Origin of the sequence: Stenotrophomonas sp. CFBP8980 (assembly GCF_034046095.1) — a bacterium.
Lineage (GTDB): Bacteria > Pseudomonadota > Gammaproteobacteria > Xanthomonadales > Xanthomonadaceae > Stenotrophomonas > Stenotrophomonas lacuserhaii.
The window spans coordinates 91,867-117,150 of sequence record NZ_JAXCXF010000003.1 but is presented as its reverse complement, the minus strand read 5'-3'; the positions used below and the strand labels follow the sequence as shown (position 1 = coordinate 117,150).

Genomic DNA, 25,284 nt, shown 5'->3' with positions numbered 1-25,284 from the left:
CGACGAAAGCCGGGAATCAGCCGACCAACCGCCCCCCGTAGTGACGGCCGCCCCGGCCCCGGTGGGTGACGACCGTTGGTCGTCACGCTCTTCCCGCCACCCGCCGAGCATGGCCCGGCGCTGCAACCCCCGCCTCAGCGGCGCTGCGCAGCGCTCTGGTCGCGCACCGCGCGGAAGGCTTCTTCGGCGTTCCAGTTCGGCCACGCACGTGAGTTCGCCAGCTCGCTACCCAGCGTGTACAGCACCTCCAGATCACGCGCAGCGCCAGCGAACTTCCAGTCCGGCTGCCACTCATCGCCCTGCTGGTGGTAGCGCTTGGCGGTGTAGTCGTCCGATGCCTTTTTACCCGCCGCGATACCGCCGTCCACCCAGTCCTGCCCGGCCGACCAGGACAGCGCCGGAACGCCACGCTTGGCGAACGGGAAGTGGTCGGAGCGGAAGAACAGGCCGGCTTCCGGTTTCGGATCCGGCGTATAGCGGATGTCCCAGCGCTGCGCCACGGTCTTCAACTGGTCCAGCAGCTCGAAGCGCGCAGTGCCGTAGATGCCGAAATCGCGTGATGGACTGAACGGCGCCATGCCATCCATGTTGATCACCGCCACGGTCTTTTCCAGCGGATACAGCGGATGGGTCGCGTAGTACTCCGACCCCAGCAGCCCCTTCTCTTCGGCGGTCACCGCCAGGAACAGCAGCGAACGCTGCGGCCTGGGCGCCTTGGCGAAGCCCCGCGCCAGCTCTACCAGCGACGCGGTGCCGCTGGCGTTGTCCAGCGCCCCATTGAAGATGCGGTCACCGCGGGCATCCGGCTCACCCACGCCGATATGGTCCCAGTGCGCGCTGTACACCACGGTCTCATCGGCGTGCGTGCTGCCTTCCAGGCGCGCGGCCACGTTGTGCGAGGTGATCACCTCGGTCTTCACCGCGTACTTCGCATCCAGGCTGGCAGCGGTCAGCGGCACCGGCTTGAAGTCACGCTGCTGCGCCTGCTGCTTCAGCGCCTCGAAATCCAGGCCGGCCGAGCGGAACAGGTCCACCGCGAGGTCGCGCTGGATCCAGCCTTCCAGCAACGGGTGGCTTTCGGCCGGCGTCTCACGCACCACGTCGAACATGGTGTTGGTGTTGGAACCTGCCACGGTGGCCCAGCCATACGATGCCGGTGCGGTCTCGTGCACGATCAGCACGCCGAGCGCGCCCTGGCGTGCGCCTTCTTCGTACTTGTAGGTCCAGCGACCGTAGTAGGTCATGCCCTTGCCGTCGAAGTCGCCCTGGCCGGTCTCGAAGTCCGGATCGTTGATCAGCACCACCGCGATCTTGCCCTTCAGGTCCACGCCCTTGAAGTCATCCCAGTTCTTTTCCGGTGCCTTCACGCCGTAGCCGAGGAATACCAGCGGGGCCTTGCTGATGTCGACCTGGTGGGCACCGTTCATTGCCGCGCGCACGGCGATCTGCTTGCCCTGCTCCAGCGGCACGGCCTTGCCGCCCTGCTGCAGGGACAGCTGCGGGGTGCCGACGATGTCGCCCTTCAGCAACGGCACGGCCTGGGTCCACAGGCGCTTGCCATCCTGCACGTCACCACCGGGCTGCAGGCCGGCGGCAGCGAACTGCTGGCTCAGGAAGGCGATGGTCTTCGCCTCGCCGGCGGTGGCCGGGGAGCGGCCTTCGTAGGCATCGGAGGCCAGTTCCTTGACGTCGGCGGAGATCCGCGCGCCGTCGAACTTCGGCGTCGCCGCCATCACCGCGGTGGACACCGACAGGGCCAGCACGCTCATTACCACTCGCTTCATTGCTCTCTCCAGCAGGGACTGCGACAAGACCTCGAGTGTAGCCGCTGCCTGCCCCGGTAGTGATGGCCGCACGCAACGGTAGTGACGGCCGCTGGCCGTCAATCCCCAGGCATCACCGAAGCGCATCCGCGCGGGCCAACAGCGCCTCGCGTTCGCGCGCGTTTCCACTCAACCGCGCCGCGTGCAGGAACGCAGCACGCGCATCTTCACCACGCCCCAGCCGCGCCAACACCTCCCCGCGCACTACCCACAACGGCGCGTGCGCCTGCAGCCGCGGTTCCAGCAGCAGCGGCTGCAGCTGCCCCCAAGCCACCAACGGGCCCTCCGCGCGCAGCACCGCCACCACCCGGTTCAACGCCACCACCGGGCCCGGCTGCACCTGCAGCAGGCGGTCGTACAGCGCCGCTATCGCCGCCCAATCGGTGTGCGCGGCAACCCGCGCACGGGCATGGCAGGCAGCGATGCCGGCCTGCAGCACATAGCGATCATCGTCACCGCGCAACTCCCGCGCACGCTGCAGTGCCGCCAGGCCACGCTCGATCTGCAGCCAGTCCCAGCGCGCGCGGTCCTGCTGCTCCAGCAGCACGGCACGCCCGTCCGCATCGGTGCGCGCGGCGCCGCGTGAGGCCTGTAGTTCCATCAGTGCCAGCAGCCCGTGCACCGCCGCATGCGCAGGCAGCCGCGCCACCAGCACCCGCCCCAGCCGCAGCGCCTCCTCGCACAGCGCCGGGCGCATCCAGTCTTCGCCGTGGCTGGCCGCGTAGCCCTCGTTGAATACCAGGTATACCACTTCCAGCACGGAGTGCAGGCGCGCCGGCAGCTCGGCGCTGCGCGGCACCTCGAAGGCCACCTGGCTGCGTTCCAGCGTGCGTTTGGCGCGCACGATGCGCTGGGCGATGGTCGGTTCGGGCTGCAGGAACGCGCGGGCGATTTCCTGCGTGGTCAGCCCGCCCAGCAGCCGCAGGGTCAGCGCCACCCGCGCATCGGCCGACAGCACCGGATGGCAGGCCACGAACACCAGTCGCAGCAGGTCATCGCCGATGTCATCGCGCAACGCATCGTTGTCATCCGGCGCTGACGCCGCAGCTGGATGCAGCATTTCGCCCCATCGCGCATGCTGCCCGGCAATCCGCTGGCGCTGGCGCAGCACATCGATGGCACGGTTGCGCGCAGCGGTCATCAGCCAGGCTCCTGGATTGTCCGGCATGCCCTCCAGCGGCCAACGCTCCAGCGCGGCCAGCCAGCAGTCCTGCACGAGCTCCTCGGCCCGGCCGACGTCACCGCCCAACATCCGTGCCAGGCGCGCGATCAACCCCGGCGACTCCATCCGCCACAATGCCTGCAGCCGCTCCTGCATGCTCAGGGCGTCTTCATGCAGTTGACCATCCACGGCTTGCCATAGCGGTCCTGCAGCATGCCCCAGCGATGCGCCCAGAACGTTTCGGCCATGGGCATGTGCACCACCCCGCCTTCGGCCAGCGCGGCGAATACCCGCTCGGCTTCCTCCGGGGTATCCACGTCCACGTTGATGGTGGTGCTCCCACCGCCGTCCTCGCCGGGGCCATCGGCAGCCATCAGCACCGCCGCGCCCACCTCCAGCTGCGAATGCGCGACATGATCCAGGGTCTCCGGCGGCATCTCGTTGCAGCCGGGCGAACCGTCGGACGGCGGCATGTCGCGGTACTGCATTTCCGCGGTGACCTTGCCGCCCAGCGCCTGGGCATAGAACGCCATCGCTTCGTGTGTCTGGCCCTTGAAGCCAAGGAAAGGAATCAGTTTCATCTTCGATACTCCGGTGCAATCGTGGATTGATGGAACAAGCTCAGCGCGCGGCGCTGTGTTCGCGCAGGCGCTGTTCCTTCTCGCGCAGTTCGGCGGTGAAGGCCTCACCGAAATCTTCTTCGGCCATCAGCGGGCGCAGTTCCAGCACATCGCCCGGCGCAAAGGGAGCGCGCTGCGCCCACTCCAGCGCCTCTTCCAGCGAGCGCACCTGCCACAGCCAGAAGCCTGCCACCAGTGAGTCGGGATCGGCAAACGGTCCGGCTTCGACCTGCGGCGCGGCCTCGCCGAAGCGCACGCGTTTGCCTCGGGCACTGGCATGCAGCCCTTCCCCCGCCAGCAGGATCCCGGCGCGCACCAGCGCTTCGTTGAAATGGCCCATGGCCGTTATTTGATCGGTGCTGGGCAGGGTGCCCGCCTCGATCCTGGCATTGGATTTGACGAAAACCATCACCTTCATGTCTACGCTCCCAAAATGGCCAGTAGTGCCCGGCCTTCATGATGTCGACGAACCACGGGCAGGGAAATCGACATCCCCCGCAAACGCTGGATCACCCGCCATCCGGTCACGTGCAGGGCCACGCAGCACGCGCCGATGCGGCGCCGCAACACAGCCTGGCACGGGTCTGCGCGATCATGGGCACCCGCCGCCCACGGACATCCGCCATGCCGCAGTACGCCCTGCTGATCTATATCGACCCCGCCCTGCTCGGCGCCCTGCCCAGCGAGGAATTCGATGCGCTGATGCGGGCATGCCTGCAGCATGCCGATGCGCTGCAGGCCGAAGGCACGCTGCTGGCATCGCAGAAACTTCAGCCGATCGAACAGGCCCGCACAGTGCGGGTACGCAGTGGCGAGGAACGCGTACTGGACGGTCCCTTCGCTGAAACCCGCGAACTGCTGGCCGGGTTCAACCTGATCCAGGCACCCGACCACGAAAGCGCCCTGCGCATCGCCCGCGGCTTCCCGTGGGCACGCTTTGGCAGCATCGAAGTGCGTCCATTGGAAGACCTCGACGCCGAACGGCGGCGCCTCGGCGCCTGAGCCAGCGCCGCAGCAGAGACCGCACCCAACTGCTCAGTCGACCAGCACCACGCGCAGGTCGCGCCCGCCCAGCGCATCGTTGCCACTGTGGTCGCGCGCGTGCGCCCGGATCACGTACTCACCCGGGGGCAAGGCCGCTGCCTGCCAGCGCCCTGCCGCCATCAGTCCATCGCGCACGGTGTTGGTCGCCAGGTAACGGAAGCGGGTGACCGCGCTGCCGTGCACGGTGATGCCACTGTCCGGCGCATACGCCACGCGCACCGCCTGCTGCTGCGGGGGCATGCGGTTGAACACGATGTTCCAGCGCGGCTGCTCGTAGCCGGCCAGCGGCTGCCCGGCCGCATCCCGTATCTGGTAACCCACTTGGTACAGGCCCAGCCGTCGGCGCGGCAGGTTGCCGTCCACCTGGTCCCAGGCCTCCACCACGATCTGCACGCCGCGCCCACTGCGTGACACCGGCACGCGTCCCTGCGCATCGGCGCGCAGCGGCTGGTCGGCGTCATCCAGCAGCGCCACATCGGTGATGCGCGGCGCCACGCTGTCCACGAAGCCGTTGAACCCGAGCAGCGCGGCATTGCGCTGGAAGCCGCTGCTGCCCACGCTCAGGTGCACGTGTGCCTGGCTGTTGATGCTGCCCAGACGGTCGCCGGCGTGGATCCGCGTGCCGCGGCGCAGGCGGATGCGCTCCAGCTTGCCCTCCGCATTGAACAGTTGCTGCCAGCGTTCGTCGAAGGCCACCCCGCGCGGATCGCGGCCTACCCGCATGTGCAGATAACGCAGCGGCCCGACCTCCAGCCCTTCGGCCTGTCCACCCACGGTCCAACTGGACAACGGGCTGTCGATCTTGCCATCGGCGATCGCCAGCACGGTCTGGCCGACATCGCCGCGCACGTCGAAGCCATCATGCAGGTGGTGGCGACTCTCGCCCTTGAAGTTGCCGCGTACCTCGCCCAGCGTGCCCACCACCTCGTGCCAGCCCTGCTGCGGCGCCAGCGGCCAGCGGCCCTCGGTGCGTGGCAACGGCGCATCATCGGCCGGCCCCACCCGTGCCGGTGCAGGCGCCTGGCCCGCATCCAACGCGGCCACCCGGTGCAGGCGCCACGCCGCTGCATCGGCCACCCGCAGGCTGCCATCGGCGGCTACCGCCAAGCCACTGGGGCGGGCAAGCCGCGGTACCTGACCGGTGCCGACCAGCGCGATCTGGTGGCCCTGCGCCGATACCTGGACGATGCGCCCGCTGCGGTCGCCCACGTACAGCACGCCGTCATGGCTGCGCGCCAGCGACAGCGGACCATTGATCACGTTGGAGGACGGCACCAGCGTATCCACCTGCCCGTCCATGCCGACCCGGCGGATCGCGTTGTTATGGAAGTCGGCTACCAGCAGCGCGCCGTCGCCGTCCCACGCCAGGGCCACCGGAGTATCGAAGCGGGCCACGCCGGGGAAGCCATCGATGTGCGCCGGCTCGCCCCCGCCGGCGAGGGTGCGCACCACGCCATCCAGGCTGATCACCCGGATGCGGTCGTTCCAGGTATCGGCCACGTAGACATTGCCGAGCGCATCCACCGCCACGCCCATCGGGCCATCGAAACGGGCCTGTGCCGCAGGGCCATCTGCGAAGCCGCGGGTGCCGCCGGCCAGCGTGGTGACCTGGCCATCCAGCCCTATGCGGCGGATCGCATGGTTGCCGGTGTCTGCCACGTACACTGCGCCGGCCGCGTCACGCGCCAGCCCGGAAGGGGTATGGAAACGGGCCTGCAGCGCCGACCCATCGGCCAGCCCCTCGCTGCTGCCGGCCAGCGTGGACACGCTGCCATCCGCTGCTATACGGCGGATCCGGTTGTTGTCGCCGGCATCGGCCACCAGCAGACCGCCATCGTCGAGCGCAAGCAGCGCGTACGGATCGGAAAAACGCGCTTGCGCTGGCGCCCCATCACGCAGCCCCGGCACGCCATCGCCGGCCAACGGCTGCAGCTGCGCGGTCCACCCCAGCGGGGTTGGCGCCGGTCCTGCCGGCACCGCCTCGGTGACCGGTCGCGGCAGGAAGGTCGCCGCAACGGCGAGCGTGGTAACCGCGGCAACTCCGATGATCCATCGCACACGCACCATCTGCATCCTTTCGTTTTTTCGCAGCGACGACGATAGCCGCTGCCGCAACGCGCGCCAAGGCAGTCCGGTGCAGGGCGGATACCGGCCGCCGACTCAACGTGCGGGAACTTCGCTGCGGAAGCCCATCGCCTCGCGGTAGCGCGCGTACAGTGCCATCACTTTTTCCACGTAGGCGAGCGTTTCGGCATACGGCGGCACGCCGTTGTAGCGGCTCACCGCGCCGATGCCCGCGTTGTAGGCCGCCGCCGCCAGAACGTGATCGCCCTTGTAGCGCCGCAGCAGCGCGCGCATGTGGCGGGCACCGCCATCTATCGACTGCGCGGCCGACAGCGGGTCCTGCACGCCGTAGTCGCTGGCGATGTCCGGCATCAGCTGCATCACCCCCTGCGCGCCCTTGGGCGACACCGCGGCCGCATCGAAGCCGCTCTCTGCATGGGCGATCGCACGCAGCCAGGCGTCCTCCACGCCCGTGGCCTTGGCCGCCGCCTTGAACTGTTTCGCATGCGGTGCCAGCTGTGCCGCGCCGACGCGCCCCAGCCCGGCATGCGCCGGCTCGCCAGGCGGGGTGGCCACGGTGAACTTCAGGTACACCCGCGATCCGGGCAGGTTGCGGGTGGAGTAGACCAGCCTGCCGTCCTGCTCGCGTTCGTACAGGGTGCCGCTGAACACCCCCATGTTTCCCCACAGGTTGGGCGCCTGCACGGCGCTGTCATCGATCTCTCTGGCCGTGCAACGCGATCCTGGCTCCGGCGCGGTTGCCATGCTCACCGTGTTGCCCTGCACGCAGCGGTACACCGTGCGCGCCTGCGCCGGCCCGCACGCAACGGCCAACAACAGCACACAGAAGCAGGCAGGCACGCGCATCGGCAGGAGCATCAGCAGGGAGGTCGGCGGCATGGTGTTCCGCGGACGCGGAATCCCCAGTGAAGACGCCGGCTGACGTTTCTGGCCGCCTTGGCCGACGCCCTGCGTGGCAGACAGCCCACACCGGGGGCGCGCCCGCCGGCCGCCCCCAATCCACCACAGCGTTCCGCTACGCTGGTGGGCAAGGCACACCTGCAGGCAGTGCCTGGCCCAACGCCTCCCCTTGGACACGGAGCTGTCGATGAACCGCCCGCGCATGCTGCTGTTGACCGCCCTGGTGGGACTGCTCGCCGCTGCGCTGCCGTTGGCGATGATGACCTGGCTGAGCTGGCATCACGCCGCCAACACGGCACAGGCCCAGCTGCGCGAAACCGCCGAACGCGCCCTGGAGCGGGCCGACCACTCCTACCTGCAGGCGCTCTCTGCACTGCAGGCCATGCAGCACACCCCGTTGGCGCCCTGCAGCCCGGAGCACATCCAGCTGATGCAGACCCGGGTGGTCACCACCTCGTCGGTGGACCAGATCAGCTATTTCCAGCAGGGGCGCGTGCGCTGCACCTCGTGGGGCCGTCCGGTCGCGGTATTCGCGCCCGGCCAGCCGGACCACACCACCGCCGACGGCGCCACCCTGCGGTTGGACCAGGAACCGCGCGCACCCTACGGACGGTGCATGTTGTCGTTGCGGCTGGGCGACTACGAGGCGTTGATGGATCCGTTCCATTTCGTCGACCTGATCGGTACGCGCGACATCCGCATCGCCGTCGCCACCCCGGACGGACGGTTGATCGCCCAGCAGTCACTGCCCGACCAGGCGCTGCTGCAGTCGCTGCTGCGCGACCCACGCACCGGTGATGACGGCACGCTCCTGTTCGCCAGTGCACGCAGCGAAGCGTGGCTGGCCATCGTGACCACGCCACGCACCGGGATGGCAGGGATCTTCCTGCAGCAGGCCTGGGTGCTGGTGCCGATCAGCCTGCTGCTGGGCGCAGCGGCGATCGCATGCACCATCGCCCTGTCGCGGCGGCGCTATTCCCTCAAAGGCGAGCTGAGCCATGCCATCCGCCGCAACGAATTGTACGTGGTCTACCAGCCGATCATCGAGCTGGAAACCGGCATCTGCGTGGGCGCCGAAGCCTTGGTGCGCTGGCGTCGCGCCGACGGCAGCGAAGTCCAGCCGGACCTGTTCATTCCGTTGGCCGAAGCCAGCGGGCTGGTGGGGGCGATCACCGACGAAGTGATCCAGCGGGTGATCGTTGACATGCGCGACCTGCTGGTCGGCGACCGCAGCGCGCACATCGCCATCAACCTGGCACCGGAAGACATGATCAGCGGCCGTGCGCTGAAGGTCATCGCCGCCAAGCTGGCCGGCACCGGCATTGCCAACCAGCAGATCTGGCTGGAGGCCACCGAGCGCGGCTTCATGGACATCGAAAAGGCGCGTGCGGTGATCTCCGCGGCGCGACATTCCGGGCACGCGGTGGCCATCGATGATTTCGGCGTGGGCTACTCCAACCTGCAGTACCTGCAGCAGCTGCCACTGGACGCGCTGAAGATCGACAAATCGTTCATCGATGCAATCGGTACCGACAGCGCCACCAGCCCGGTCACCGGCCACATCATCGACATGGCCAAGACGCTGGGGCTGTTCGTGGTGGCCGAAGGCGTGGAAACCGAAGACCAGCTGGCCTACCTGCACAGCCGGCAGGTGGAATTCGCCCAGGGCTGGCTGTTCGCCAAGGCACTGCCGCGCGAGGAATTCATCGCCTTCCACAAGCGCCGCCAGGAACTGTATGGCGCGGCACGCGAAGACATGCAGAACACCCAACGCCAGCCCGGACAGTAGCCGTCTTCATACGGTTCATGCGGCCGTCCTATAATCGGCGTATCCATTTGGAGGCTTACGCCAATGCGCCACTGATGCCGCCGTCTTCGTCGACGGCCTGATTCTTCTCCCGCCCCTGTACGCAGGGGGAGTCGATGGCATCTGTTGGAGGTCTGCATGACCACGCATCCGCTCACGCTTGAACGCGTGACCTGCCGCCTGCCTGATGGGCGTGCACTGTTTACCGAGCTGTCTTTCACTTTCGATCCTCTTGCCACCGGACTGGTCGGCGCCAACGGGGTCGGCAAGAGCGTGCTCGCGCGCGTGCTCGCCGGCAGCCAGGCGCCCACGTCCGGCCGCTGCCATGGCGGTGGGCGGGTGTTCCTGCTGCCCGCGCTGAGTGGCGCACCCCAAGGACGCGTGGCCGACCTGGCCGGTGTCGGCGATGTGCTGGATGCGCTGGAGCGGATCGGCGCAGGGCAGGTCGACATCGAAGACTTCAACCGCGTCGGGGAGCGCTGGGACCTGCGCGAAGAACTGCGCCTGCAGTGGCAGCGCAGCGGGCTGCCCGCCGACCTGCAGCCGGAGGATCCCGCCGCGCGCCTGAGTGGCGGGCAGGCGATGCAGGTGGCGTTGTCCGGCGCATGGGCCAGTGGCGCAGACTGGTTGATCCTGGACGAACCCAGCAACCACCTTGACGCACGGCGGCGTGCCCAGCTGCGCGAAGCACTGCAGCGCTGGCGCGGCGGGCTGCTGGTGATCAGCCATGACCGCGAACTGCTGGGCCAGATGGCCTGCATCGTCGAACTGGATGCGCACGGGCTGCAGCGTTTCGGCGGTGGCTACACAGACTACGTCCACGCCAAGGCCGTGCAGGAAGCCGCCGCGCAGGCGCAGCTGGACCATGCGCGACAGCAACACCGGCAGCAGCAACGGCATGCGCGCGCACTGCACGAACGCGCCCAGCAGCGGCAGTCGCGCGGCGCACGCAGCGCACGCGATGCCAACCAGGCACCGATCCTGCTGGGACTGCAGAAACAGCGCGCACAAGCCAGCGCCGGACGGCATGCGCAACTGCAGGCGCAGCGCCTTGCCGACAGTGCGGACCGCCTGCGCGAGGCCAGCGCCGGCGTCATCCCGGGCACGCAGCTGGTCGCCTTCGCACCGCCCAGCCCGCACGCCAGCCAGCAGGTCGTGCGGCTGCAGGGCATGCAGCTGCCGCACGGCTGCCGCGCACCGCTGGACCTCATCCTGCAGCGCGGCCAGCGGCTGGCCGTGGTGGGCGACAACGGCAGCGGCAAATCGACCCTGCTGCGGGTGCTGGCCGGCCAGCTGGCGCCGCGTGCCGGCAGCTGTGATATCGGCGTACCGGCGGCCCTGCTGGACCAGGCGCTGGTGACGCTGCACGCGGGCAGCAGCGCGCTGGCGACGCTGCAGGCGGCCTGCCCGGCCACGCCGGTGGCCGAACTGCGCACCCGGCTCGCCCTGCTGGGCCTGGATGCCGCGCGCATCGAACGGACCAGCGCCACGCTGAGCGCCGGCGAGCGACTGAAAGCGGCGATGGCGTGCACCCTGTATGCCGACCCCGCCCCCGGCCTGCTGCTGCTGGACGAACCGGGCAACGCGCTGGACCTGGACGCGCTGCACGCATTGGAGACCCTGCTCGGCCAGTTCACCGGCACGCTGGTCATGGCAAGCCACGACCCCGCGCTGCTGCAGGCCATGCAACCCACCCACGTGCTGCAGATGAACGAAACCGACTGGACCCTGCGGCCGTGGTGAGAGGAGGCTCGTCGGCACAGTGTTACTATGTAACACCAAGTTCCTGTTCCCGCCTCCGATGAAATCCAGCCAAGCCGCCCTGCTCGACGCCAGCGCCGTCGCCCTGTCCAGCCTGTGCCTGCTGCATTGCCTGGCCCTGCCGCTGCTGGCCGCCGCGCTTCCGCTGTTCGGTGCGTGGGCCGAAGCGGAGTGGGTACACGCCGTGTTCGTGGCCATCGCCCTGCCGGTCACCGGCTTCGCACTGTGGCGCGCCCACCGCCAGCACCCGCTGCCGGCCACGGCCTGGTTGGCCGCAGCAGCCGGCCTGGCGCTGCTGCTGGCGGGCGCTTTGGAGTTCCCCAGCCACGACAGCGAAACGGTGGTCACGGTGATCGGCAGCCTGCTGCTGGCCGCCACCCACCTGTGGAACGCGCGCCGCCGTCACCGCCAGTGCTGAGCAAGCGGTTACTGTAGGCGGCGGCCATCCGGCCGTGCAGGCAACGGAGCGCAGGCGATGTCAGCAAGAGGAAGTGCGATCAAACGCGGCGTGGTGCCCTGGTTCGGGCTATGCAGCTGGCTGGGCATGGTGATCGGCGTGCTGATCGAACAGGCGGCCCGCGCGATGGGCGCCAGCGGCAACAGCGCCACCGCGGTGGGCGTGCTGGCTGCGGCCATGTGCGGATTCTGCGCGGTGTTGGCCTCGCGCGTGCGCGATGAGCGCTGGCCGTGGCTGGCACTGGCCGGCGCGGCCTTTTCCGCGGTGCCGCTGGCGCTGTTCCTGGTGTCGATGATCCTGCACTGAGCCCCGCACCGGTAACGCGATCACCCGCTGCGTCCTACACTAGCGGCCCTGATTGCCACGCGAATGCCCCGTGCCCCACTATTCCGGCCCCCTGTTGACCCGCGAATCCGCCATTGCCCTGCAGCGCGCGGCCGATGCCGGCGCGCCCAGCTGGGCCGGTTCGTTGGACCTGGGACGCAGCGAAGAAGACGTCGGCCTGTCTGCCGATGGCTTCGTTTTCCGTGGCCAGTCCTACCCGTGGCCGGGCAAGGTAAAGGACCGCACGCTGTATTACTGGGACGGCGAGGAGTTCCTGCCGATCTCGCGCTTCAGCGCATCGCTGATCAAGCTGGTGCCAACTGAATGGGGCGCGCCGACCTTCGAAATCGACGGCATCAAGATGCTGCCCAGCGCCAAGTTGTCGCCGTTCGACGATGCGCGCCGCAAGGTGGACCTGATCGCCCCGGCGGGCAAGACCGTATTCGATACCTGCGGCGGACTGGGTTACTTCGCTGCCTGCTGCCTGGACGCCGGCGTGGCGCAGATCCGCTCGTTCGAAAAGAACCCGGACGTGCTGTGGCTGCGCACGCTCAACCCGTGGTCACCGGATCCGGACGCGGCCCGTGCCGGTGGCCGCCTGCAGTTGGCGCAGGGCGATGTATCCGAAGAAATCGCCGCGTTGCCCAGCAACAGCGTGGACGCCATCCTGCATGACCCGCCGCGCTTCGGCATCGCCGGTGAACTGTATTCGCAGGTGTTCTACGACCAGCTTGCACGGGTGATCCGCAGCGGTGGCAAGCTGTTCCATTACACCGGCGCACCGAACAAGCTGACCAGCGGCCGCGATGTGCCGCGCGAAGTCGCCAAGCGGCTGGAAAAGGCCGGTTTCAAGGCCGAACTCGCGCTGGACGGCGTGCTGGCGACCTATCGCGGCTGAGCCTTTGGGCCGCGTTAACCTCGCTGTCGGATCCTGCCGTAATCTTGGCAGGACACCATCGCTACAGAGCACGCCATGACCGACGCCCATGCCCAGCCCGCCGATGAAGCCGAACGCCAGCGCGCGCTGGACGCGCTGCACATCGTCGGCAGCCTGCCCGAACCGGCCTACGAAGACATCGTCAAGGTCGCGGCGGCGGTGTGCGGCACGCCGATGGCGCTGGTTACCCTGATCGATCGCGACCGCCAGTGGTTCAAGGCGCGCACCGGCGTGGAGGGCCACCAGACCGAGCGCAACGTCGCCGTCTGCGACCATGCGATCCGCCAGCCCGAACACCTGATGGAAATCGGCGACCTGCAGCAGGACGCGCGCTTCGCCGACAACCCCGTGCTCAAGGAAATGGGTGCGCGGTTCTACGCGGGCATGCCGCTGGTCACCGACGACGGCGCTGCGGTGGGCAGCGTGTGCGTGGTCGACCTGAACCCGCGCGAGCTCAACGAAACCCAGCGCGAGGCGTTGAAGGCGCTGGCGCGGCTGACGATGGCGCTGATGGAAGCGCGCAGCCGCGAACGCGAGCAGGCAGTGGCGGAAATCCTCAACCAGGGGCTGGAGATCGAAGCGGGCTCGGCACCGGAAGCGGCGGGCCGGTATTCGGTGGTGATCCTGGAGCTGCAGGACCTGGATGCGCTGTCGGCGCGGCTGGGCGAACGCGCACTGGAACGCCAGCTGCAGCAGTTGGACCAGCAGCTGGAGCAGTGCCTGCAGCCCGCACGCGGCGACAGCATCAACCGGGTCACCGGCAGTGGCGAGTTCATCGCGGTGCTGGGCGTGGAGCAGGACGCCGATACGCTGGCCGCGCTGCAGAAGGTGGCCCAGGACCTGCGCCGCACGCTGGGCGCATCGCTGCTGATGGGCAGCGCCGGCACCGACAGCGGCGAGCCTACGTCGGCGGTGTTCCTGCGCGCGGACAAGGCGCTGAGCGCGGCGAAGGACAGCGTGGCGGTGTCCTGATGCTGCATGCCTGACACATGCCGCGCTGCGCGCTCGCCGAGCGTGGCTCGGCGCTACCAGAGCCACGCTGCCCGGCTCGGCGGTTATTCGTAATTTACCTTCGCCAACGTCTTCACCCACGCCGGCACTTCCGGCTCACCCGCGTAGAAGGTCTTCGGCTGCTTCTCGGCCATCGCCCAGCGGTGCAGCCAGCTCGGCCCGTAGCGGCCGTCATACCCGGTGGTGCCGCGCGCGTACGCAGCATCCTGCATCGCCTCGTCCAGGCTGACGAAGCGATAACCACGCCGCTGCGTCGCCGCCACCAGCTCGGCGAAGGTCGCCGCGTTGAGCTCATTGGCATGCATCAGCCACACCTGCGGCAGCGCATAGTCCAGCAGCGCCACCGACTGCGCCTCGTAGTAATCCAGCTTGTTCAACATGTACGGCACGTAGCCGCGGCGCAGCTGCCGCAGCACGGCCTCGCGCGCCGGCGTGTCGGCCTGCTCGTTGAGCACGTTGGCATAGGCGAAGGCCCATACCCACTCTCCGTTGTCCACCGTGACCGGCGCGATGCGGTAGCCATGTTCGGCGAAGAACACGTCCATGCGCGCACGGTCTTCCGCCGTGCGGCCGGCGCGCAGGTACGGGTGGCGCATCCACGTCGGCACCTGCCCGCGCTCGGCCAGCAGCGGGCGCAGCACCCGCTCACCGCGAAGGAAATCCTGCTGGAACGCCTCCACGCCCTCGGCATTCAAATCCATGTGTGACCACGTGTGGTTGCCCAGCGCATAGCCCGCATCCAGCCAGTCGCGCAGCATCTGCACCCGCTGCGGCTGCACCACGCCGTCCACTTCCAGCTTGTTCTCGTTGACGAAGCCGACCACCGGCACGTTCGCCTGCTTCAACTGGCCCAGCAATGCCTGATGGCGCGCCTGCAGGTCCGCCGGCTGGATCTCGTCCAGTCGCGCCCATGGCAGGTCATCGATGGTCACCGCAATACGGCGGTCGATCCCGGCCGCATGGCCGACACCCGCGATGGCAAGCAACAGCAACGCAAAGAAACGTGAGGTCATCAAGGTCATCGGGGCCACGGCGCACGGGTAGTCGAGCAGCCCATGACTCTACCGCTGTTTGGCCGCCCACATGTTGTCCACCAGGTTCGGATACGGTCGCCCGTTCTCCTCCGCCCGCTGCCGCGCGGCGGCCTTCTGCGCGTCCGTCAGCGGGCGCGAGGCCTGCCCCTTGGGATTGGGCTTCTTCCAGGGCGGCGTGGTCGACTTGCGCATGACAGGTTCCCGTGGCGTGGACGCAACAACGCCCGGCGTTGCGGCCGGGCGTCATCGCAGGCAAGGGGCAAAGCTTACTTCTTCAGGAAGTTCAGCAGGGCCAGGTTGAAGTCATCTGCATGGCTGACATTGCAACCGTGCGGGGCATCTTTCAGCACCACCACTTCGCTGCCGGCGATGGCTTCGTGGGTGCGCTTTCCGGAGCCTTCGAACGGTACCGTGCCATCGCTGTCGCCATGCAGCACCAAGGTCGGCACGGTGACCTTCTTCAGGTCTTCGCGGAAGTCCGTGGTGCCGAAGGCCTTCTGGCAACCCAGTGCGGCGGTCTGGTCGGACTGGTGGGCCAGCGCCACCGCTTCCAGGCGCTGTGCCTCGGTCACCTTCAGCTTGCCGTTGGCACTGAAGAACTTCTTGGTGAAGTCGTCGAAGAAGGCTTCACGGTCCTTGGCCAAGGCGCCGGCCATCTCATCGGCGGCTTCCTGGGTAAGCGGGCCGTCGGGATTGTCACTGGTTTTCAGCAGGTACGGCGGCACTGCAGCGGCGAACACCACACTGTGCAGGCGCTCTTCACCGTGGTTGGCGATATAGCGCGCCACCTCGCCACCGCCCATCGAAAAGCCGACCAGCGAGACATCCTTCAGGTCCAGGTCTTCGATGACACCGGCCAGGTCAGCGGCCAACGTGTCGTACTCGTAGCCGTCAGCCGGCTTGTCCGAACGGCCGAAACCGCGACGGTCATAGGCGATCACCCGGTAACCGGCATCGCGCAGCACCGGCACCTGGGCCTTCCAGGATTCAGCCGACAGCGGCCAGCCGTGGATCAGGACGACCGGGCGGCCAGTGCCACCGGAATCTTCAACGTGCAGACGGACGCGGGACGCAGTCATGGCAACTCCATGGAAGGGGAAGGAGGGTCAACGCTAAGGGGCCGGGGCTTGGGCCGTCGTGAAAGATCGCGGCGCCGTCGTGACATGGCCTGCACGGCGCGGACCGGCGCACCTGATCGCCCGCACCGCGCGCATGCCCCCACGCTGCCCTATCATGACAACACCGTTGAAACGCCGATCCCGCAGGACCGCAGTACGCATGACGCAGCACTGGACACCTTCGCGCCTGGCCCTCGCCCTGCCCCGCGCTGCCGCATGGGAACTACACCTGGACGGCGAGGACGTGGTGATCCACCTCGGCGACGCCGTCCACCGGCTCACCCTCGGCTTCGATGCGCGATTGACCGTGAAGCGCGGCCTGCTGTGGGCCAGCGTAGTGATGCAGCGCCGCGAAGGCCCGACGATCACCCTGGACGGCCTGTCCCACGCCGACGCCGGCACCCTCAGCAGGGCCCTGGACACTGCCGAACAGGCGCAGGAACAGCGCGAGCGCGGCCCCGCCTTCCTGCATATCCTTGACCTGATGCGCCAATGGAATGGCGATGCCGAGGAACTGCTGACCGAACGCCGCGCCCAGCGGCGCTGGATCGGTCACGACGACCAGCAGGCGTTGCTGGACGCGCGCCCGCCCATGGGCCTGTCATCCACGGAACTGCATGCCCTGTTCCATGACGCCGACTTGCCGCTGGACGACGAAGAACGCGAATCGGCCCTGATCGAACTGGAGCTGTGGGAACAGGACTGGCACGCTGCCTGCGAAGCCGTCAACGCGCAGATCCTCGCCACCGAACGCAACGCAGCGCGCCCCCTGCTGGATCGCGTTGAAAGCCGCCCGCTCACCGACGAACAGGCGCACGCGGTGATCTGCTTCGACAACCGCGTGCAGGTAGTAGCCGCCGCCGGTTCCGGCAAGACCTCCACCATGGTCGCCAAGGCCGCCTATGCCATCCAGCGCGGTTACGCCGAGCCGCGCCAGATCGTCATGCTGGCCTTCAACAAGGAAGCCGCCGGCGAACTGCAGCAACGCACTGATCGCGCGTTCGCCCGCCTCGGCATGGGCGACAGCGTGGTGCAGGCGCGCACCTTCCACGCACTCGGCCTGGCGATCATCGCCAGTGTCACCGGGCGCCGGCCGGAGGTGCCCGACTGGGCGGTGGATGCCACGCTCGGCTTCCATCGACTGGCCGACCTCATCGACCAGCTGAAGGACCGTTCGCACGCCTTCCTCACCCGCTGGGACATGTTCCGGCTGGTGTTCGGCCGCGACCTGCCGGCGCAGGGCGGTGCGATGGATGCCGACGGCTGGGACAGGGACGGCAGCGGCTACGTGCGCACCCTGCAGGGCGAGCGCGTGCGCAGCGTGGAAGACTGCATCCTGGCCGACTGGCTGTTCTACAACGGCGTGCGTTATGCGTACGACCGCAGCCAGCGCTTCGACGCAGGCGAGGAGGCCTTCCACGCACAGCCCACGCAGTTCTATTACCCGGATGCCGGGCTGCATCACCGGCATGGCGGCGCGGACACCGATCCGCTGCCGCACACGGAAGGCCCTCATCTGGACACCAGCTCGCACGACCTGCGCATGGGCTGGGCCTTTGATGATCTGGGCCAGGCACTGGCCACAGGGGGCGTGACGGTCGATCCCAACCCGGACCGCGACGTACCGGACGACGGCCAGAAGCCGATGCCCGACGCCGAGCTGATCGGCCTGATGCGCACCTTCATCAGCCATGCCAAGAGCAACTGCCTCGGCCTGGACGACATGGCCGCGCGACTGCGCGAGATGCCCGACGACCAGTTCAAGGAGCGCTACCGTCGCTTCCTGGAGATCGCCGGACCGGTGCTGCAGGCATGGGACGACGCGCTGGATGCAGAGCACGCCATCGACTTCGAGGACATGCTCAACCAGGCCGCAGAGCACCTGGAACAAGGCCGCCATGCATCGCCGTATACGCTGGTGATGGCGGACGAATTCCAGGATGCATCGCGGGCCCGCGCGCGCCTGTGTCGTGCCTTGGTGCAGCAGCCGGGCACGTACTTCTTCGCAGTGGGCGATGACTGGCAGTCGATCAACCGCTTCGCCGGTGCCGACGTCTCGGTGATGACCCGCTTCAGCGAGTGGTTCGGCCACGGACAGGTGTTGCGGCTGGAGCAGACCTTCCGCTGCCCGCAGGCCCTGTGCGATGTATCCAGCCGCTTCATCAGCGCCAACCCGGCGCAGATCCGCAAGCACGTATGGTCAAGCACGCCGAGCCATGGGCCGGTGCTGCAGGCGTGCCAGGTTGATGCGCGTGATCAGCTCAGCGATGCCGTGGGCCAGTACCTGCAGCAGCTGCACGAAGCGTGCCTGACCGGCGCGATGCCAGCAGGCCGCGACGGCAAGCTCAGCGTCTTCGTGCTGGGCCGCTACAACGCCGACCGTGCCTATCTGCCCGGCAACTGGCGCTCACGCTTCGGCACCACGCTGGAGGTCAGCTTCCTTACCGCCCACCGCAGCAAGGGCATGGAAGCGGACGTGGTGATCCTGCCGGCGCTGCTGGACCGCGCCTTCCCCAACCTGCGCGCGGACGATGACGTGCTGTCGCTGGCGATGCCCAGTGGGGACACGTATCCGCTGGGCGAAGAACGACGGCTGTTCTATGTGGCGTTGACGCGGGCACGGCGCTCGGTGGCGATGTTCACGGTTTCCGGCAAGCGCTCGGCATTTCTGGATGAGCTGGAACGGGACGGCGCGGTTCAGGTCACCACGCTGGACGGAACGCCGGTGAAGGAACAACGCTGCCCCGCATGCGGTACCGGCGTCATCGTGAAGAAGACCGGGAAGTACGGTGACTTCCATTCGTGCTCCGGCTATCCGCGCTGCGAGCACAAGCCGCGGCTGACCGCGTAGGAACGACGGCGCGGTAGAGCCGACTTCAGTCGGCTGGGGCTTTGCGCGAAGACTCCTTCGTTTGGGAGAGTGCGGACTGAAGTCCGCACCTACCAAAGCCTGGGTGTGATGGGAACGCCATCAGTGACGACCAACGGTCGTCACCCACCCCCGCTTGCGGCATCACGCGCAGAAGCTTGACGGCCAGCGGCCGTCACTACCGGGTTACAGGGCGATGCGGGCTACGCTTTCCTGCGCGCCCTTTTCTTCCTTGTCGCCGTTCTTGATGCTTACGTACAGCACGTTGTTCGTGGCATCCAGTGCCAGGCTGTTCGGGTGCGTGGGCACCGACCACTCGCCGGTCTTCTGATAGCTGTCGCTGTCATAGCCGGTCACCGTGCCCGCTTCGCGGTTGGTCACGTACAGGCGCTTGCGCGGTGCGTCCAGCAGGATGCCCAGGGTGCCGGCGTCGGCCGGGATGCTGGCCAGTTCCTTGCCGGTGGTGCGGTCCAGTACCAGCACGCGCTTGCCGGGGTGCGTGGACGCGAAGCCTTCGATGCTGCTGCCCTGGTACTTGCGGATCATCTCCGAGCCCTGGTCGGTGATGAAAAGCCGCGGGCCGGCCGGGTCCAGCGCGATGTTCATCGGCTGCTCGGCGGTGACCTTGTAGCGCTGCTCCACCTTGCCGGTATCGGTACCGACCACCACCACTTCACCCAGCAGGTTGCTGGTGTACACGCGCTTGTTGGCGGCATCCAATGCCAGGCCAGGTGCCTTTGCGTTGCCCAGGCCGGGGATTGTGTCCAGCAGCTTCAGCGACTGCGTGTCCACCACGAACAGCACGCTGCCCTCGCCGGAGTGCCCGGTGACGTACAGGCGGTGGTTGGCGCCGTCCACCACCAGCTCGCGCAGGTCGTGGGTGTAGCTGGCCTTGCCGTCCTTGCCCACCTTCTTTTCCATCAACTGCACGATGCCGAGCGCCTTTCCCTGCGCGGTGTCGACCACCGTCACCGAGGTGTCCACGGTATTGCCCACGTACAGGCGGTCATTGGCATCGTCCAGCACCACGCCGAAGCCCTTGCGCTCCAGCGGGATAGTGGCCTGCACGGCCAACGTGACCGGGTCCAGCTTCAGCACCTGGGCGGGGCCGGCACCATCGCCGAAGCCGCCCGAAGAGGCCACGTACACCGCGTTCTGCCGGGCGCTGTAGGCCAGCTCGTACAGGCCCTGCGCCACGGCACTGCGCTGCACGGCGGCGGCGCTGCTGACGGCCGGCGTGGCCGCGTAGGCTGCGGGTGCGCCCATGCCGATGGCAATCGCCACGGCCAGGGCAGCAACGGTGCAGCGACGGGCCATGCCCGGGGTCTTGGGGGAGATCGAATTCATTGCAGCGTCCTTGTGTGAGTCAGGAAAGATCCTTGGCTCGCGCGGCCGCGTATGCAGTGCAGAAACACCGAAGCGGCCGGCCACACGACGAGTGCGTGGGCAGGCTGGCTGAGGACGACATGGTAACCCAGCTGCGTGGACGCGACCTCCCCGGCGGCGGCCGACTTTAGTCGGTCCTCGGCACATGCACGGCCCGCGGCTCCCGTGAACAGTGCGCCCGTTGAACCGGGGTAGCGCGGAAATCGCACTGCGAATCACGCGTGGACGGTGTCTTCCACGGCGCTTGGCACGCACCTGTTGCCCTTATCGATGACCAGCAGGTTTTCGTCCATCAAGCGATCTCCATAGTCCCTCGGACCAACCTGAGTGGAGATTTCCCATGGCACGTGCATCAGTAAACTCCAGTGCGCTGCTGGTTCCGATCCTTCTTGCCGGATCACTCTCCTGCGCGCACGCGGCCAATGCGCCCGGGAGTGCTGTGGTGGTGTTGGGCACGCAGGCCTACCGTTGGCGATTGAGCGAGTTGGCAGGTGACGAAGCGCCGCCCGCGCGGGGCCCGGTGGAGCTCACGCTCATCGCGCCGACCATGGGTCCACGCGTCACTGCCTCGAACCTACAGGGTGCGGCCGCGGTGCGGGCAATGCTGGCCGAGGTGCCGATCACCATCGAGTCTCCCGAGGGCGTATCGGCGACGGCGATGCTGGAACGCAAGCTGGTCAATGACGGCAGCAGCGCAGCGGGTTCCCTGGAGCGGCGCGACCCACGCGAGCGCCTGGAACTGCGCCTGCAACAGCCACCGCAGTGGGGACTGGCGCCCTACACAGTCAACGAACAGCTGATGGCAGCCTACGCCCACGATTACCAGGCCCGCTACAAAAAGGCGCTGACACGCACGCCCGGGCATGAACCGGACTGGTACATCGCCAAGTCCACCGATGGCAGGTTGGGCACCTTCATCTCATGCGATCCCGCCAGGGCCCTGCAGCCCTCGCTCAGCGGCCGCAACGACCCCACCATCGCCGCAATGGACCCCGCGCAGCTCGCCGGCTGCATCCACTACTTCACCGATGCCAGGCGGAATCTGTTCATCCAGATGAGCTACCAGCACACGTGGCTGAAGGACTGGAAGCAGATGGAGGACGGCGTGCGTGCCCAGATTGGCCGCGCAGAAGTGAAGTAGTTGACACGAAGCAAGGCGTCCCCTGACGATCAGCGACATCAGCCGCAGATACGAAGGAACGTGCATGCCTTGGTCAATCGAAGTTTCCATGGCGGGCTCAGGTTCTCCGTGACAGCAAGATGGATCTCTTGCAGCGCAGTAACGTAGATACGTTCAAGGCGAACCACCGATGACCACCCACGGCAGGCGAAAGGCGATCATCCATCTATTCTTCTTCGCAATCTTTCTTGGCGGCGGGATGCTGTCCTGGATGCTTCCCGCGTCGCTGTCAGGACTTTCGCTGATCTTTACGCTGGCCTGGTTCCCAGTCTGCCAATGGATCTCAGCCAAGCTCGTCGCAGCACTGGGATGGAACGATGACCCGAATGAGCATCGGCAGCGCCTGTAGTGCCGACCTTGGTCGGCACAGCTTGAAGAACCTAAATACAGCGGACTGAAGTCGCCTCTACATGACCCCATTCGCGCAGGCGAACCTCACCCCATCCGCTGCACGGCGGCCAGCTGTCCCTGCACCTGGCTCTGTTCCTGCATAGCCACCTGATGCTGTGACTGGTTGATGTGCTGCGCCTGTTCCATCGATTCATGCACGGGCGTCTGCGCGGCGACGGCGGTGGGCATGCTGGCGCGCAGGTGGGCGGGATCTGACGGATCACCCTGGACCACGAACACATTGGTGCCTGCATGACCCTGCTCGTTGGCTTGGCTGAGCAGTACGTGGTCCACGCGGGACAGGCCGTTTTCCTTTGCCAGGCAGAACAGGCTGCCGCACATGCGCTCGCTGGCTTCGTCCGACGCGCGGCCATGGGATGCATCCAGGGAGGCCACGCCGCGATTCACCTGGTCCATCATCGCGCGGTCGTTGTCGGACAGCAGGAACTGCTTCCAATCGCGTTCCGGCATGGGGTTACGCTCGACCTTGTTCAGATCGCTGTCCGGGAAGGGCGCCTTGATGCTTTCGATGGCGGGAATGTTCTTCGCGGGCTGCATGATGCCCTCGAATTCTTTGAAGGGAACCGGACCCACGTTCGCGTGAAGTCCTGCGTGATTCAGTGCGCCCCAGGTGAAATCCGTACAGCCATTGGAGAAGGCGTTGTAGCTCGGGTCGAAGCCGAAACGCGTCGGCGCCCTGCCGAACTCCTGAATCTTCTCGTACTGCTCTCGGGTCACCTCGATCGTACGTGCGTAGTACGGATCTACGTAGGTGTCCACGTCGTCGGGAGATACCCTACCCAAGTAACCCTCCGGCGTACGGCCGCCAGGCTGCCAACCCATGCTCCGCGCTTCTTCGCCATGCGACACCTTCAGGTACATATGGCCCGTCAGCGAAGTCTCACGAGGCGCATCTGGCCGCTCGGGATTGATCAGCGGAGTGCCGGGGGCGGCCGCGTAGATGGTCACGGTGTAGCGATCGTTCTGGTCCATTACTTACTTCGCTCTTGCGTTGTAGCCGATGATCAGTTCCGCCGGTCGTCCCTGCAGCAGGGGCCGCGGCTCCAGAAGTTCCAAGCTCAGGTGATACCTACCAGGCGCAGGCGCCGAGGCTCGGGCAAAAGACAGGACGTCATAGAGGACATCCGGTCGCTCCAAACCTGCCTCGTACAGCATCGTGCCGTCCAGGCCCGCTGCCCTGACGCCCGGCGTGAATCCGTCCTCGCCAAGGGGAATGCGCTCCTTCAGGTCAGGTGCAATCCGGATCAGCGGTACATCAACCCGCTCCTCACCCTCGATGCGTTGGAGATGGACCCGAGCCGGTAGGCCGCCGCGGACGATCAGGTCGGAGTGGGCAATGAAGGATTTCACCTCCGTCCCCTCGATGCGGACCCCGATGATCAAAGACGACCAAGCGAGCTCCCCAGGCGGCGGCAGCTCAAACTCCAGATCCGCGATCACACCCGGCTTATCCAGCGCCACTGGTCGCGTCAGCGGCACCTGCGTACGTGCGGCAGCCTGTGCGGCATCAAGAGGCGCCACGGGCGGCGGCGCAGGCGTCGGACCATTGCAGCCAGCAAGCGCCGCGAATGCGACAGCCAGCGCGGCATTTCGAAGACGTCCTGGTGTCGGTTTCAGCATGATGCATCCCTGTTCGAGGCGTGCCCGCACGGGCTGGCGGACGGTCGGATTCCCTTGCTGTGGGGAGCATAAGCGAAGCGCCTCAGCGCCAAGTGATGAACGTCTCAACCCCTACCACTACAGATCAGCACCGACTCGGCCGGGGGCGGGACAAGGAACACCGTAAAGCCCCCGATGCTAGGATCTCTACAGGCTCCTCATCCAAGGAATGGCATGAAGTTCAACCTGTTCGAAGGCGGTCGGCGCATTGCACTTCTGGTCACGCCGGTGGCCGTAGTTGTCCCAGTGGGAGTTGATGAAGCAACGTCCCGCCTGTGCACGCGGGGCTGCCCACGTTCAAACGGAATGTTCGCAAGAAAACGCCAAGAGGCTGTTTAATGAGCACGATCTCACCCTTTGACGCAGACACACGCGACTTCCCCGGTGAGGAAGCGCTGGATACCCTGCTTGCCAGCCAACGCGCTCCCGGCATCCTGCTGCAGCGTCCCTACCCTCCGGGCGCCTTCCCCAACGTGCGAAGCCGATTGGGCGGGAAGCCACAGTTGCCGGCAACGCTGGACTGGCCATTGGGCATGCATCATGGCGAGGAAACGCCCATGCATTTCCTTGCGCAGATCGACTGCTCTGAACTGCCGCGCGTGGATGATGCAATGCCGGGTAAAGGGATGCTGTTCTTCTTCGCCGTCAACGCAGAGGAGCAGATCTGGGACGACGACGAACCTGGCACCCGCGTGCGCGTGCTCTATGCGGAAGACGTGCCGGCCGATACCCCGCCAACCGATCCCCCAGCAGCACTGCAACCGATCCTGTCGGCCGTAGCGAGCGACCGGTCTTCGACCTTTCCCCGGCCGCAACTGGCAGGCGAGGACGGGCCGCGCCTGCATACCGAATGGCCACTCGTCGCGCATCGGCTGGACACCTGGCCGGAGTGGGACATGATTCCGGAAGGCGACGCCGATCCGGACTACGACGCGTACAGTCGCAGGGTCAGCGCGCTCCGGCTGGGCGCCGCTGCTGCGGCAATCAGCCAGGTACCCGGCGCTCAATCCGCCAAGCCGTGGGAACGCCCCGCGCCCATGCCGTGGAACTTTCCCGTGGCCTGGCTTCGCATGCAGAAGGATTTCCCGTACGCCGGGATCATGATGGAAGACATCGCGCGCACGCTGGCGTGTCGCTGCGCGTGTCTCGAGGATAGCGATGCGCTGGTGCGCGATGCCCTGCAATGGGTGCAACGCGGCAGGCAGATAGGACCGGACCAGGCTTGCCCTGCAGACGACGCGCTGGCGTTCCGGGAATGGATCGTGGGCCTGGCTGGGGAGCACGGCGAGGGCTCCGTGACGGGCAATATCATCGCGTCTGCCTTCACCCGGGGCGCGCTGTCGATCGTGGCACTCGCAGGCGGATCAACCGACGTTGCCCAGCGGGTTCCGCGAGAGCTTTACCAGGCAATGGAATCGAATCACCTGCCCTTCGAAGAAGATTCCCGCCATTGCGCCGCAGGCTATGGCTCACGAAGCCGGGCCGTGATTCACCAGATGCTGGGGCATGCGGTGCTGCTGCAGAATACCGGCGCGATGATCGAGGAGGATCCGGTGTGCCTGCTGCAGCTAGCCAACGACGACGCGATTGATCTCAAGCTGGGCGACTGCGGGCAGGCGACGTTCTGGATCCGCCGCAGCGACCTGGCGGAGAGACGATTCGATCGGGTGGAAGGCGTGGTGGAGTCGCTCTGATC

General features: G+C 67.2%; 23 protein-coding genes. 11 read left to right on the top strand and 12 right to left on the bottom strand.

The genetic code is table 11. The features are described 5' to 3' along the window. Positions 1-134: 134 nt before the first annotated feature. From SOM47_RS08985 to SOM47_RS08970, 4 genes are all read right to left on the bottom strand, one after another. Entirely contained in the window at positions 135-1,784 is a 1,650-nt protein-coding gene (locus tag SOM47_RS08985; RefSeq protein WP_192084281.1) for a M28 family metallopeptidase, read from the bottom strand. A gap of 112 nt (positions 1,785-1,896) precedes the next feature. Further along, the gene (locus SOM47_RS08980) at positions 1,897-3,141 is read right to left on the bottom strand and encodes an RNA polymerase sigma factor (RefSeq protein WP_414715786.1); all 1,245 of its coding nucleotides are present in this window, start codon (positions 3,139-3,141) and stop codon (positions 1,897-1,899) included. 2 nt (positions 3,142-3,143) lie between these two features. Next, on the bottom strand, positions 3,144-3,566 hold the full coding sequence (locus SOM47_RS08975) for a VOC family protein (protein ID WP_192084280.1): 423 nt from the start codon (positions 3,564-3,566) through the stop codon (positions 3,144-3,146). A 40-nt stretch (positions 3,567-3,606) separates the two neighbouring features. After that, a complete protein-coding gene (locus tag SOM47_RS08970; RefSeq protein WP_192084279.1) occupies positions 3,607-4,023 on the bottom strand; it encodes a YciI family protein in 417 nt (138 codons plus the stop codon). Positions 4,024-4,229: 206 nt separating this feature from the next. Here SOM47_RS08970 and SOM47_RS08965 point away from each other — a divergent pair, with 206 nt between their 5' ends. Next, the gene (locus SOM47_RS08965; protein ID WP_192084278.1) at positions 4,230-4,607 is read left to right on the top strand and encodes a YciI family protein; all 378 of its coding nucleotides are present in this window, start codon (positions 4,230-4,232) and stop codon (positions 4,605-4,607) included. Between the two features lie 33 nt (positions 4,608-4,640). Here the strand turns inward: SOM47_RS08965 and SOM47_RS08960 are convergent, their stop codons facing one another. Then, the gene (locus SOM47_RS08960; protein ID WP_192084277.1) at positions 4,641-6,716 is read right to left on the bottom strand and encodes an NHL repeat-containing protein; all 2,076 of its coding nucleotides are present in this window, start codon (positions 6,714-6,716) and stop codon (positions 4,641-4,643) included. A 93-nt stretch (positions 6,717-6,809) separates the two neighbouring features. Further along, positions 6,810-7,580 carry a lytic transglycosylase domain-containing protein gene (locus tag SOM47_RS08955; RefSeq protein WP_192084589.1) on the bottom strand — a complete coding sequence of 257 codons (771 nt, stop codon included), beginning with the start codon at positions 7,578-7,580 and terminating at the stop codon, positions 6,810-6,812. Positions 7,581-7,821: 241 nt separating this feature from the next. Here SOM47_RS08955 and SOM47_RS08950 point away from each other — a divergent pair, with 241 nt between their 5' ends. The 6 genes from SOM47_RS08950 to SOM47_RS08925 all read left to right on the top strand — a co-directional run bounded on the left by SOM47_RS08950 (position 7,822) and on the right by SOM47_RS08925 (position 13,892). Next, the gene (locus SOM47_RS08950; RefSeq protein WP_192084276.1) at positions 7,822-9,423 is read left to right on the top strand and encodes an EAL domain-containing protein; all 1,602 of its coding nucleotides are present in this window, start codon (positions 7,822-7,824) and stop codon (positions 9,421-9,423) included. A 156-nt stretch (positions 9,424-9,579) separates the two neighbouring features. Then, positions 9,580-11,184 carry an ATP-binding cassette domain-containing protein gene (locus SOM47_RS08945; RefSeq protein WP_192084275.1) on the top strand — a complete coding sequence of 535 codons (1,605 nt, stop codon included), beginning with the start codon at positions 9,580-9,582 and terminating at the stop codon, positions 11,182-11,184. A gap of 58 nt (positions 11,185-11,242) precedes the next feature. Further along, positions 11,243-11,620 carry a MerC domain-containing protein gene (locus SOM47_RS08940; protein WP_192084274.1) on the top strand — a complete coding sequence of 126 codons (378 nt, stop codon included), beginning with the start codon at positions 11,243-11,245 and terminating at the stop codon, positions 11,618-11,620. A gap of 57 nt (positions 11,621-11,677) precedes the next feature. Continuing rightward, positions 11,678-11,965: a hypothetical protein gene (locus SOM47_RS08935; RefSeq protein WP_197974362.1), complete on the top strand. Its 288-nt coding sequence runs from the start codon at positions 11,678-11,680 to the stop codon at positions 11,963-11,965. 70 nt (positions 11,966-12,035) lie between these two features. Then, positions 12,036-12,881, top strand: coding sequence for an MnmC family methyltransferase (locus tag SOM47_RS08930; protein ID WP_192084273.1), 846 nt, complete (start codon positions 12,036-12,038; stop codon positions 12,879-12,881). A gap of 75 nt (positions 12,882-12,956) precedes the next feature. Next, positions 12,957-13,892: a GAF domain-containing protein gene (locus SOM47_RS08925; protein WP_042612752.1), complete on the top strand. Its 936-nt coding sequence runs from the start codon at positions 12,957-12,959 to the stop codon at positions 13,890-13,892. 83 nt (positions 13,893-13,975) lie between these two features. On the opposite strand, the gene SOM47_RS08920 is transcribed toward SOM47_RS08925, so the two are convergent. The 3 genes from SOM47_RS08920 to SOM47_RS08910 all read right to left on the bottom strand — a co-directional run bounded on the left by SOM47_RS08920 (position 13,976) and on the right by SOM47_RS08910 (position 16,044). Then, positions 13,976-14,944: a polysaccharide deacetylase family protein gene (locus SOM47_RS08920; protein WP_192084272.1), complete on the bottom strand. Its 969-nt coding sequence runs from the start codon at positions 14,942-14,944 to the stop codon at positions 13,976-13,978. A gap of 48 nt (positions 14,945-14,992) precedes the next feature. Further along, the gene (locus SOM47_RS08915; protein ID WP_182657244.1) at positions 14,993-15,157 is read right to left on the bottom strand and encodes a hypothetical protein; all 165 of its coding nucleotides are present in this window, start codon (positions 15,155-15,157) and stop codon (positions 14,993-14,995) included. A gap of 74 nt (positions 15,158-15,231) precedes the next feature. Beyond that, positions 15,232-16,044, bottom strand: a complete 813-nt coding sequence (locus SOM47_RS08910; RefSeq protein ID WP_123700302.1) for an alpha/beta fold hydrolase — start codon at positions 16,042-16,044, stop codon at positions 15,232-15,234. Positions 16,045-16,243: 199 nt separating this feature from the next. On the opposite strand from SOM47_RS08910, the gene SOM47_RS08905 reads away from it, so the two are divergent. Further along, the gene (locus SOM47_RS08905; protein WP_320505376.1) at positions 16,244-18,934 is read left to right on the top strand and encodes a UvrD-helicase domain-containing protein; all 2,691 of its coding nucleotides are present in this window, start codon (positions 16,244-16,246) and stop codon (positions 18,932-18,934) included. A gap of 204 nt (positions 18,935-19,138) precedes the next feature. On the opposite strand, the gene SOM47_RS08900 is transcribed toward SOM47_RS08905, so the two are convergent. After that, positions 19,139-20,299, bottom strand: a complete 1,161-nt coding sequence (locus SOM47_RS08900) for a YncE family protein (protein WP_320505375.1) — start codon at positions 20,297-20,299, stop codon at positions 19,139-19,141. 379 nt (positions 20,300-20,678) lie between these two features. On the opposite strand from SOM47_RS08900, the gene SOM47_RS08895 reads away from it, so the two are divergent. Both SOM47_RS08895 and SOM47_RS08890 read left to right on the top strand, forming a co-directional pair. Then, positions 20,679-21,479: a hypothetical protein gene (locus SOM47_RS08895; RefSeq protein WP_320505374.1), complete on the top strand. Its 801-nt coding sequence runs from the start codon at positions 20,679-20,681 to the stop codon at positions 21,477-21,479. Positions 21,480-21,648: 169 nt separating this feature from the next. Further along, entirely contained in the window at positions 21,649-21,867 is a 219-nt protein-coding gene (locus tag SOM47_RS08890) for a hypothetical protein (RefSeq protein ID WP_320505373.1), read from the top strand. 86 nt (positions 21,868-21,953) lie between these two features. On the opposite strand, the gene SOM47_RS08885 is transcribed toward SOM47_RS08890, so the two are convergent. Both SOM47_RS08885 and SOM47_RS08880 read right to left on the bottom strand, forming a co-directional pair. Further along, positions 21,954-22,901 (bottom strand): XVIPCD domain-containing protein, encoded by a 948-nt coding sequence (locus SOM47_RS08885; protein ID WP_320505372.1) that lies wholly within the window; start codon positions 22,899-22,901, stop codon positions 21,954-21,956. A gap of 3 nt (positions 22,902-22,904) precedes the next feature. Continuing rightward, positions 22,905-23,549, bottom strand: a complete 645-nt coding sequence (locus SOM47_RS08880) for a hypothetical protein (protein ID WP_320505371.1) — start codon at positions 23,547-23,549, stop codon at positions 22,905-22,907. Positions 23,550-23,926: 377 nt separating this feature from the next. Between SOM47_RS08880 and SOM47_RS08875 the strand changes: the two genes are divergently transcribed. After that, on the top strand, positions 23,927-25,282 hold the full coding sequence (locus tag SOM47_RS08875) for a DUF1963 domain-containing protein (protein WP_320505370.1): 1,356 nt from the start codon (positions 23,927-23,929) through the stop codon (positions 25,280-25,282). Positions 25,283-25,284: the final 2 nt, after the last annotated feature.

What these genes read in the sequence shown, in the direction of transcription:
- SOM47_RS08985 (WP_192084281.1), bottom strand. Translation starts at nt 1,784, where the DNA reads ATGAAGCGAGTGGTAATGAGCGTGCTGGCCCTGTCGGTGTCCACCGCG.
- SOM47_RS08980 (WP_414715786.1), bottom strand. Translation starts at nt 3,141, where the DNA reads ATGCAGGAGCGGCTGCAGGCATTGTGGCGGATGGAGTCGCCGGGGTTG.
- SOM47_RS08975 (WP_192084280.1), bottom strand. Translation starts at nt 3,566, where the DNA reads ATGAAACTGATTCCTTTCCTTGGCTTCAAGGGCCAGACACACGAAGCG.
- SOM47_RS08970 (WP_192084279.1), bottom strand. Translation starts at nt 4,023, where the DNA reads ATGAAGGTGATGGTTTTCGTCAAATCCAATGCCAGGATCGAGGCGGGC.
- SOM47_RS08965 (WP_192084278.1), top strand. Translation starts at nt 4,230, where the DNA reads ATGCCGCAGTACGCCCTGCTGATCTATATCGACCCCGCCCTGCTCGGC.
- SOM47_RS08960 (WP_192084277.1), bottom strand. Translation starts at nt 6,716, where the DNA reads ATGGTGCGTGTGCGATGGATCATCGGAGTTGCCGCGGTTACCACGCTC.
- SOM47_RS08955 (WP_192084589.1), bottom strand. Translation starts at nt 7,580, where the DNA reads ATGCGCGTGCCTGCCTGCTTCTGTGTGCTGTTGTTGGCCGTTGCGTGC.
- SOM47_RS08950 (WP_192084276.1), top strand. Translation starts at nt 7,822, where the DNA reads ATGAACCGCCCGCGCATGCTGCTGTTGACCGCCCTGGTGGGACTGCTC.
- SOM47_RS08945 (WP_192084275.1), top strand. Translation starts at nt 9,580, where the DNA reads ATGACCACGCATCCGCTCACGCTTGAACGCGTGACCTGCCGCCTGCCT.
- SOM47_RS08940 (WP_192084274.1), top strand. Translation starts at nt 11,243, where the DNA reads ATGAAATCCAGCCAAGCCGCCCTGCTCGACGCCAGCGCCGTCGCCCTG.
- SOM47_RS08935 (WP_197974362.1), top strand. Translation starts at nt 11,678, where the DNA reads ATGTCAGCAAGAGGAAGTGCGATCAAACGCGGCGTGGTGCCCTGGTTC.
- SOM47_RS08925 (WP_042612752.1), top strand. Translation starts at nt 12,957, where the DNA reads ATGACCGACGCCCATGCCCAGCCCGCCGATGAAGCCGAACGCCAGCGC.
- SOM47_RS08920 (WP_192084272.1), bottom strand. Translation starts at nt 14,944, where the DNA reads ATGACCTCACGTTTCTTTGCGTTGCTGTTGCTTGCCATCGCGGGTGTC.
- SOM47_RS08915 (WP_182657244.1), bottom strand. Translation starts at nt 15,157, where the DNA reads ATGCGCAAGTCGACCACGCCGCCCTGGAAGAAGCCCAATCCCAAGGGG.
- SOM47_RS08910 (WP_123700302.1), bottom strand. Translation starts at nt 16,044, where the DNA reads ATGACTGCGTCCCGCGTCCGTCTGCACGTTGAAGATTCCGGTGGCACT.
- SOM47_RS08905 (WP_320505376.1), top strand. Translation starts at nt 16,244, where the DNA reads ATGACGCAGCACTGGACACCTTCGCGCCTGGCCCTCGCCCTGCCCCGC.
- SOM47_RS08900 (WP_320505375.1), bottom strand. Translation starts at nt 20,299, where the DNA reads ATGAATTCGATCTCCCCCAAGACCCCGGGCATGGCCCGTCGCTGCACC.
- SOM47_RS08895 (WP_320505374.1), top strand. Translation starts at nt 20,679, where the DNA reads ATGGCACGTGCATCAGTAAACTCCAGTGCGCTGCTGGTTCCGATCCTT.
- SOM47_RS08890 (WP_320505373.1), top strand. Translation starts at nt 21,649, where the DNA reads ATGACCACCCACGGCAGGCGAAAGGCGATCATCCATCTATTCTTCTTC.
- SOM47_RS08885 (WP_320505372.1), bottom strand. Translation starts at nt 22,901, where the DNA reads ATGGACCAGAACGATCGCTACACCGTGACCATCTACGCGGCCGCCCCC.
- SOM47_RS08880 (WP_320505371.1), bottom strand. Translation starts at nt 23,549, where the DNA reads ATGCTGAAACCGACACCAGGACGTCTTCGAAATGCCGCGCTGGCTGTC.
- SOM47_RS08875 (WP_320505370.1), top strand. Translation starts at nt 23,927, where the DNA reads ATGAGCACGATCTCACCCTTTGACGCAGACACACGCGACTTCCCCGGT.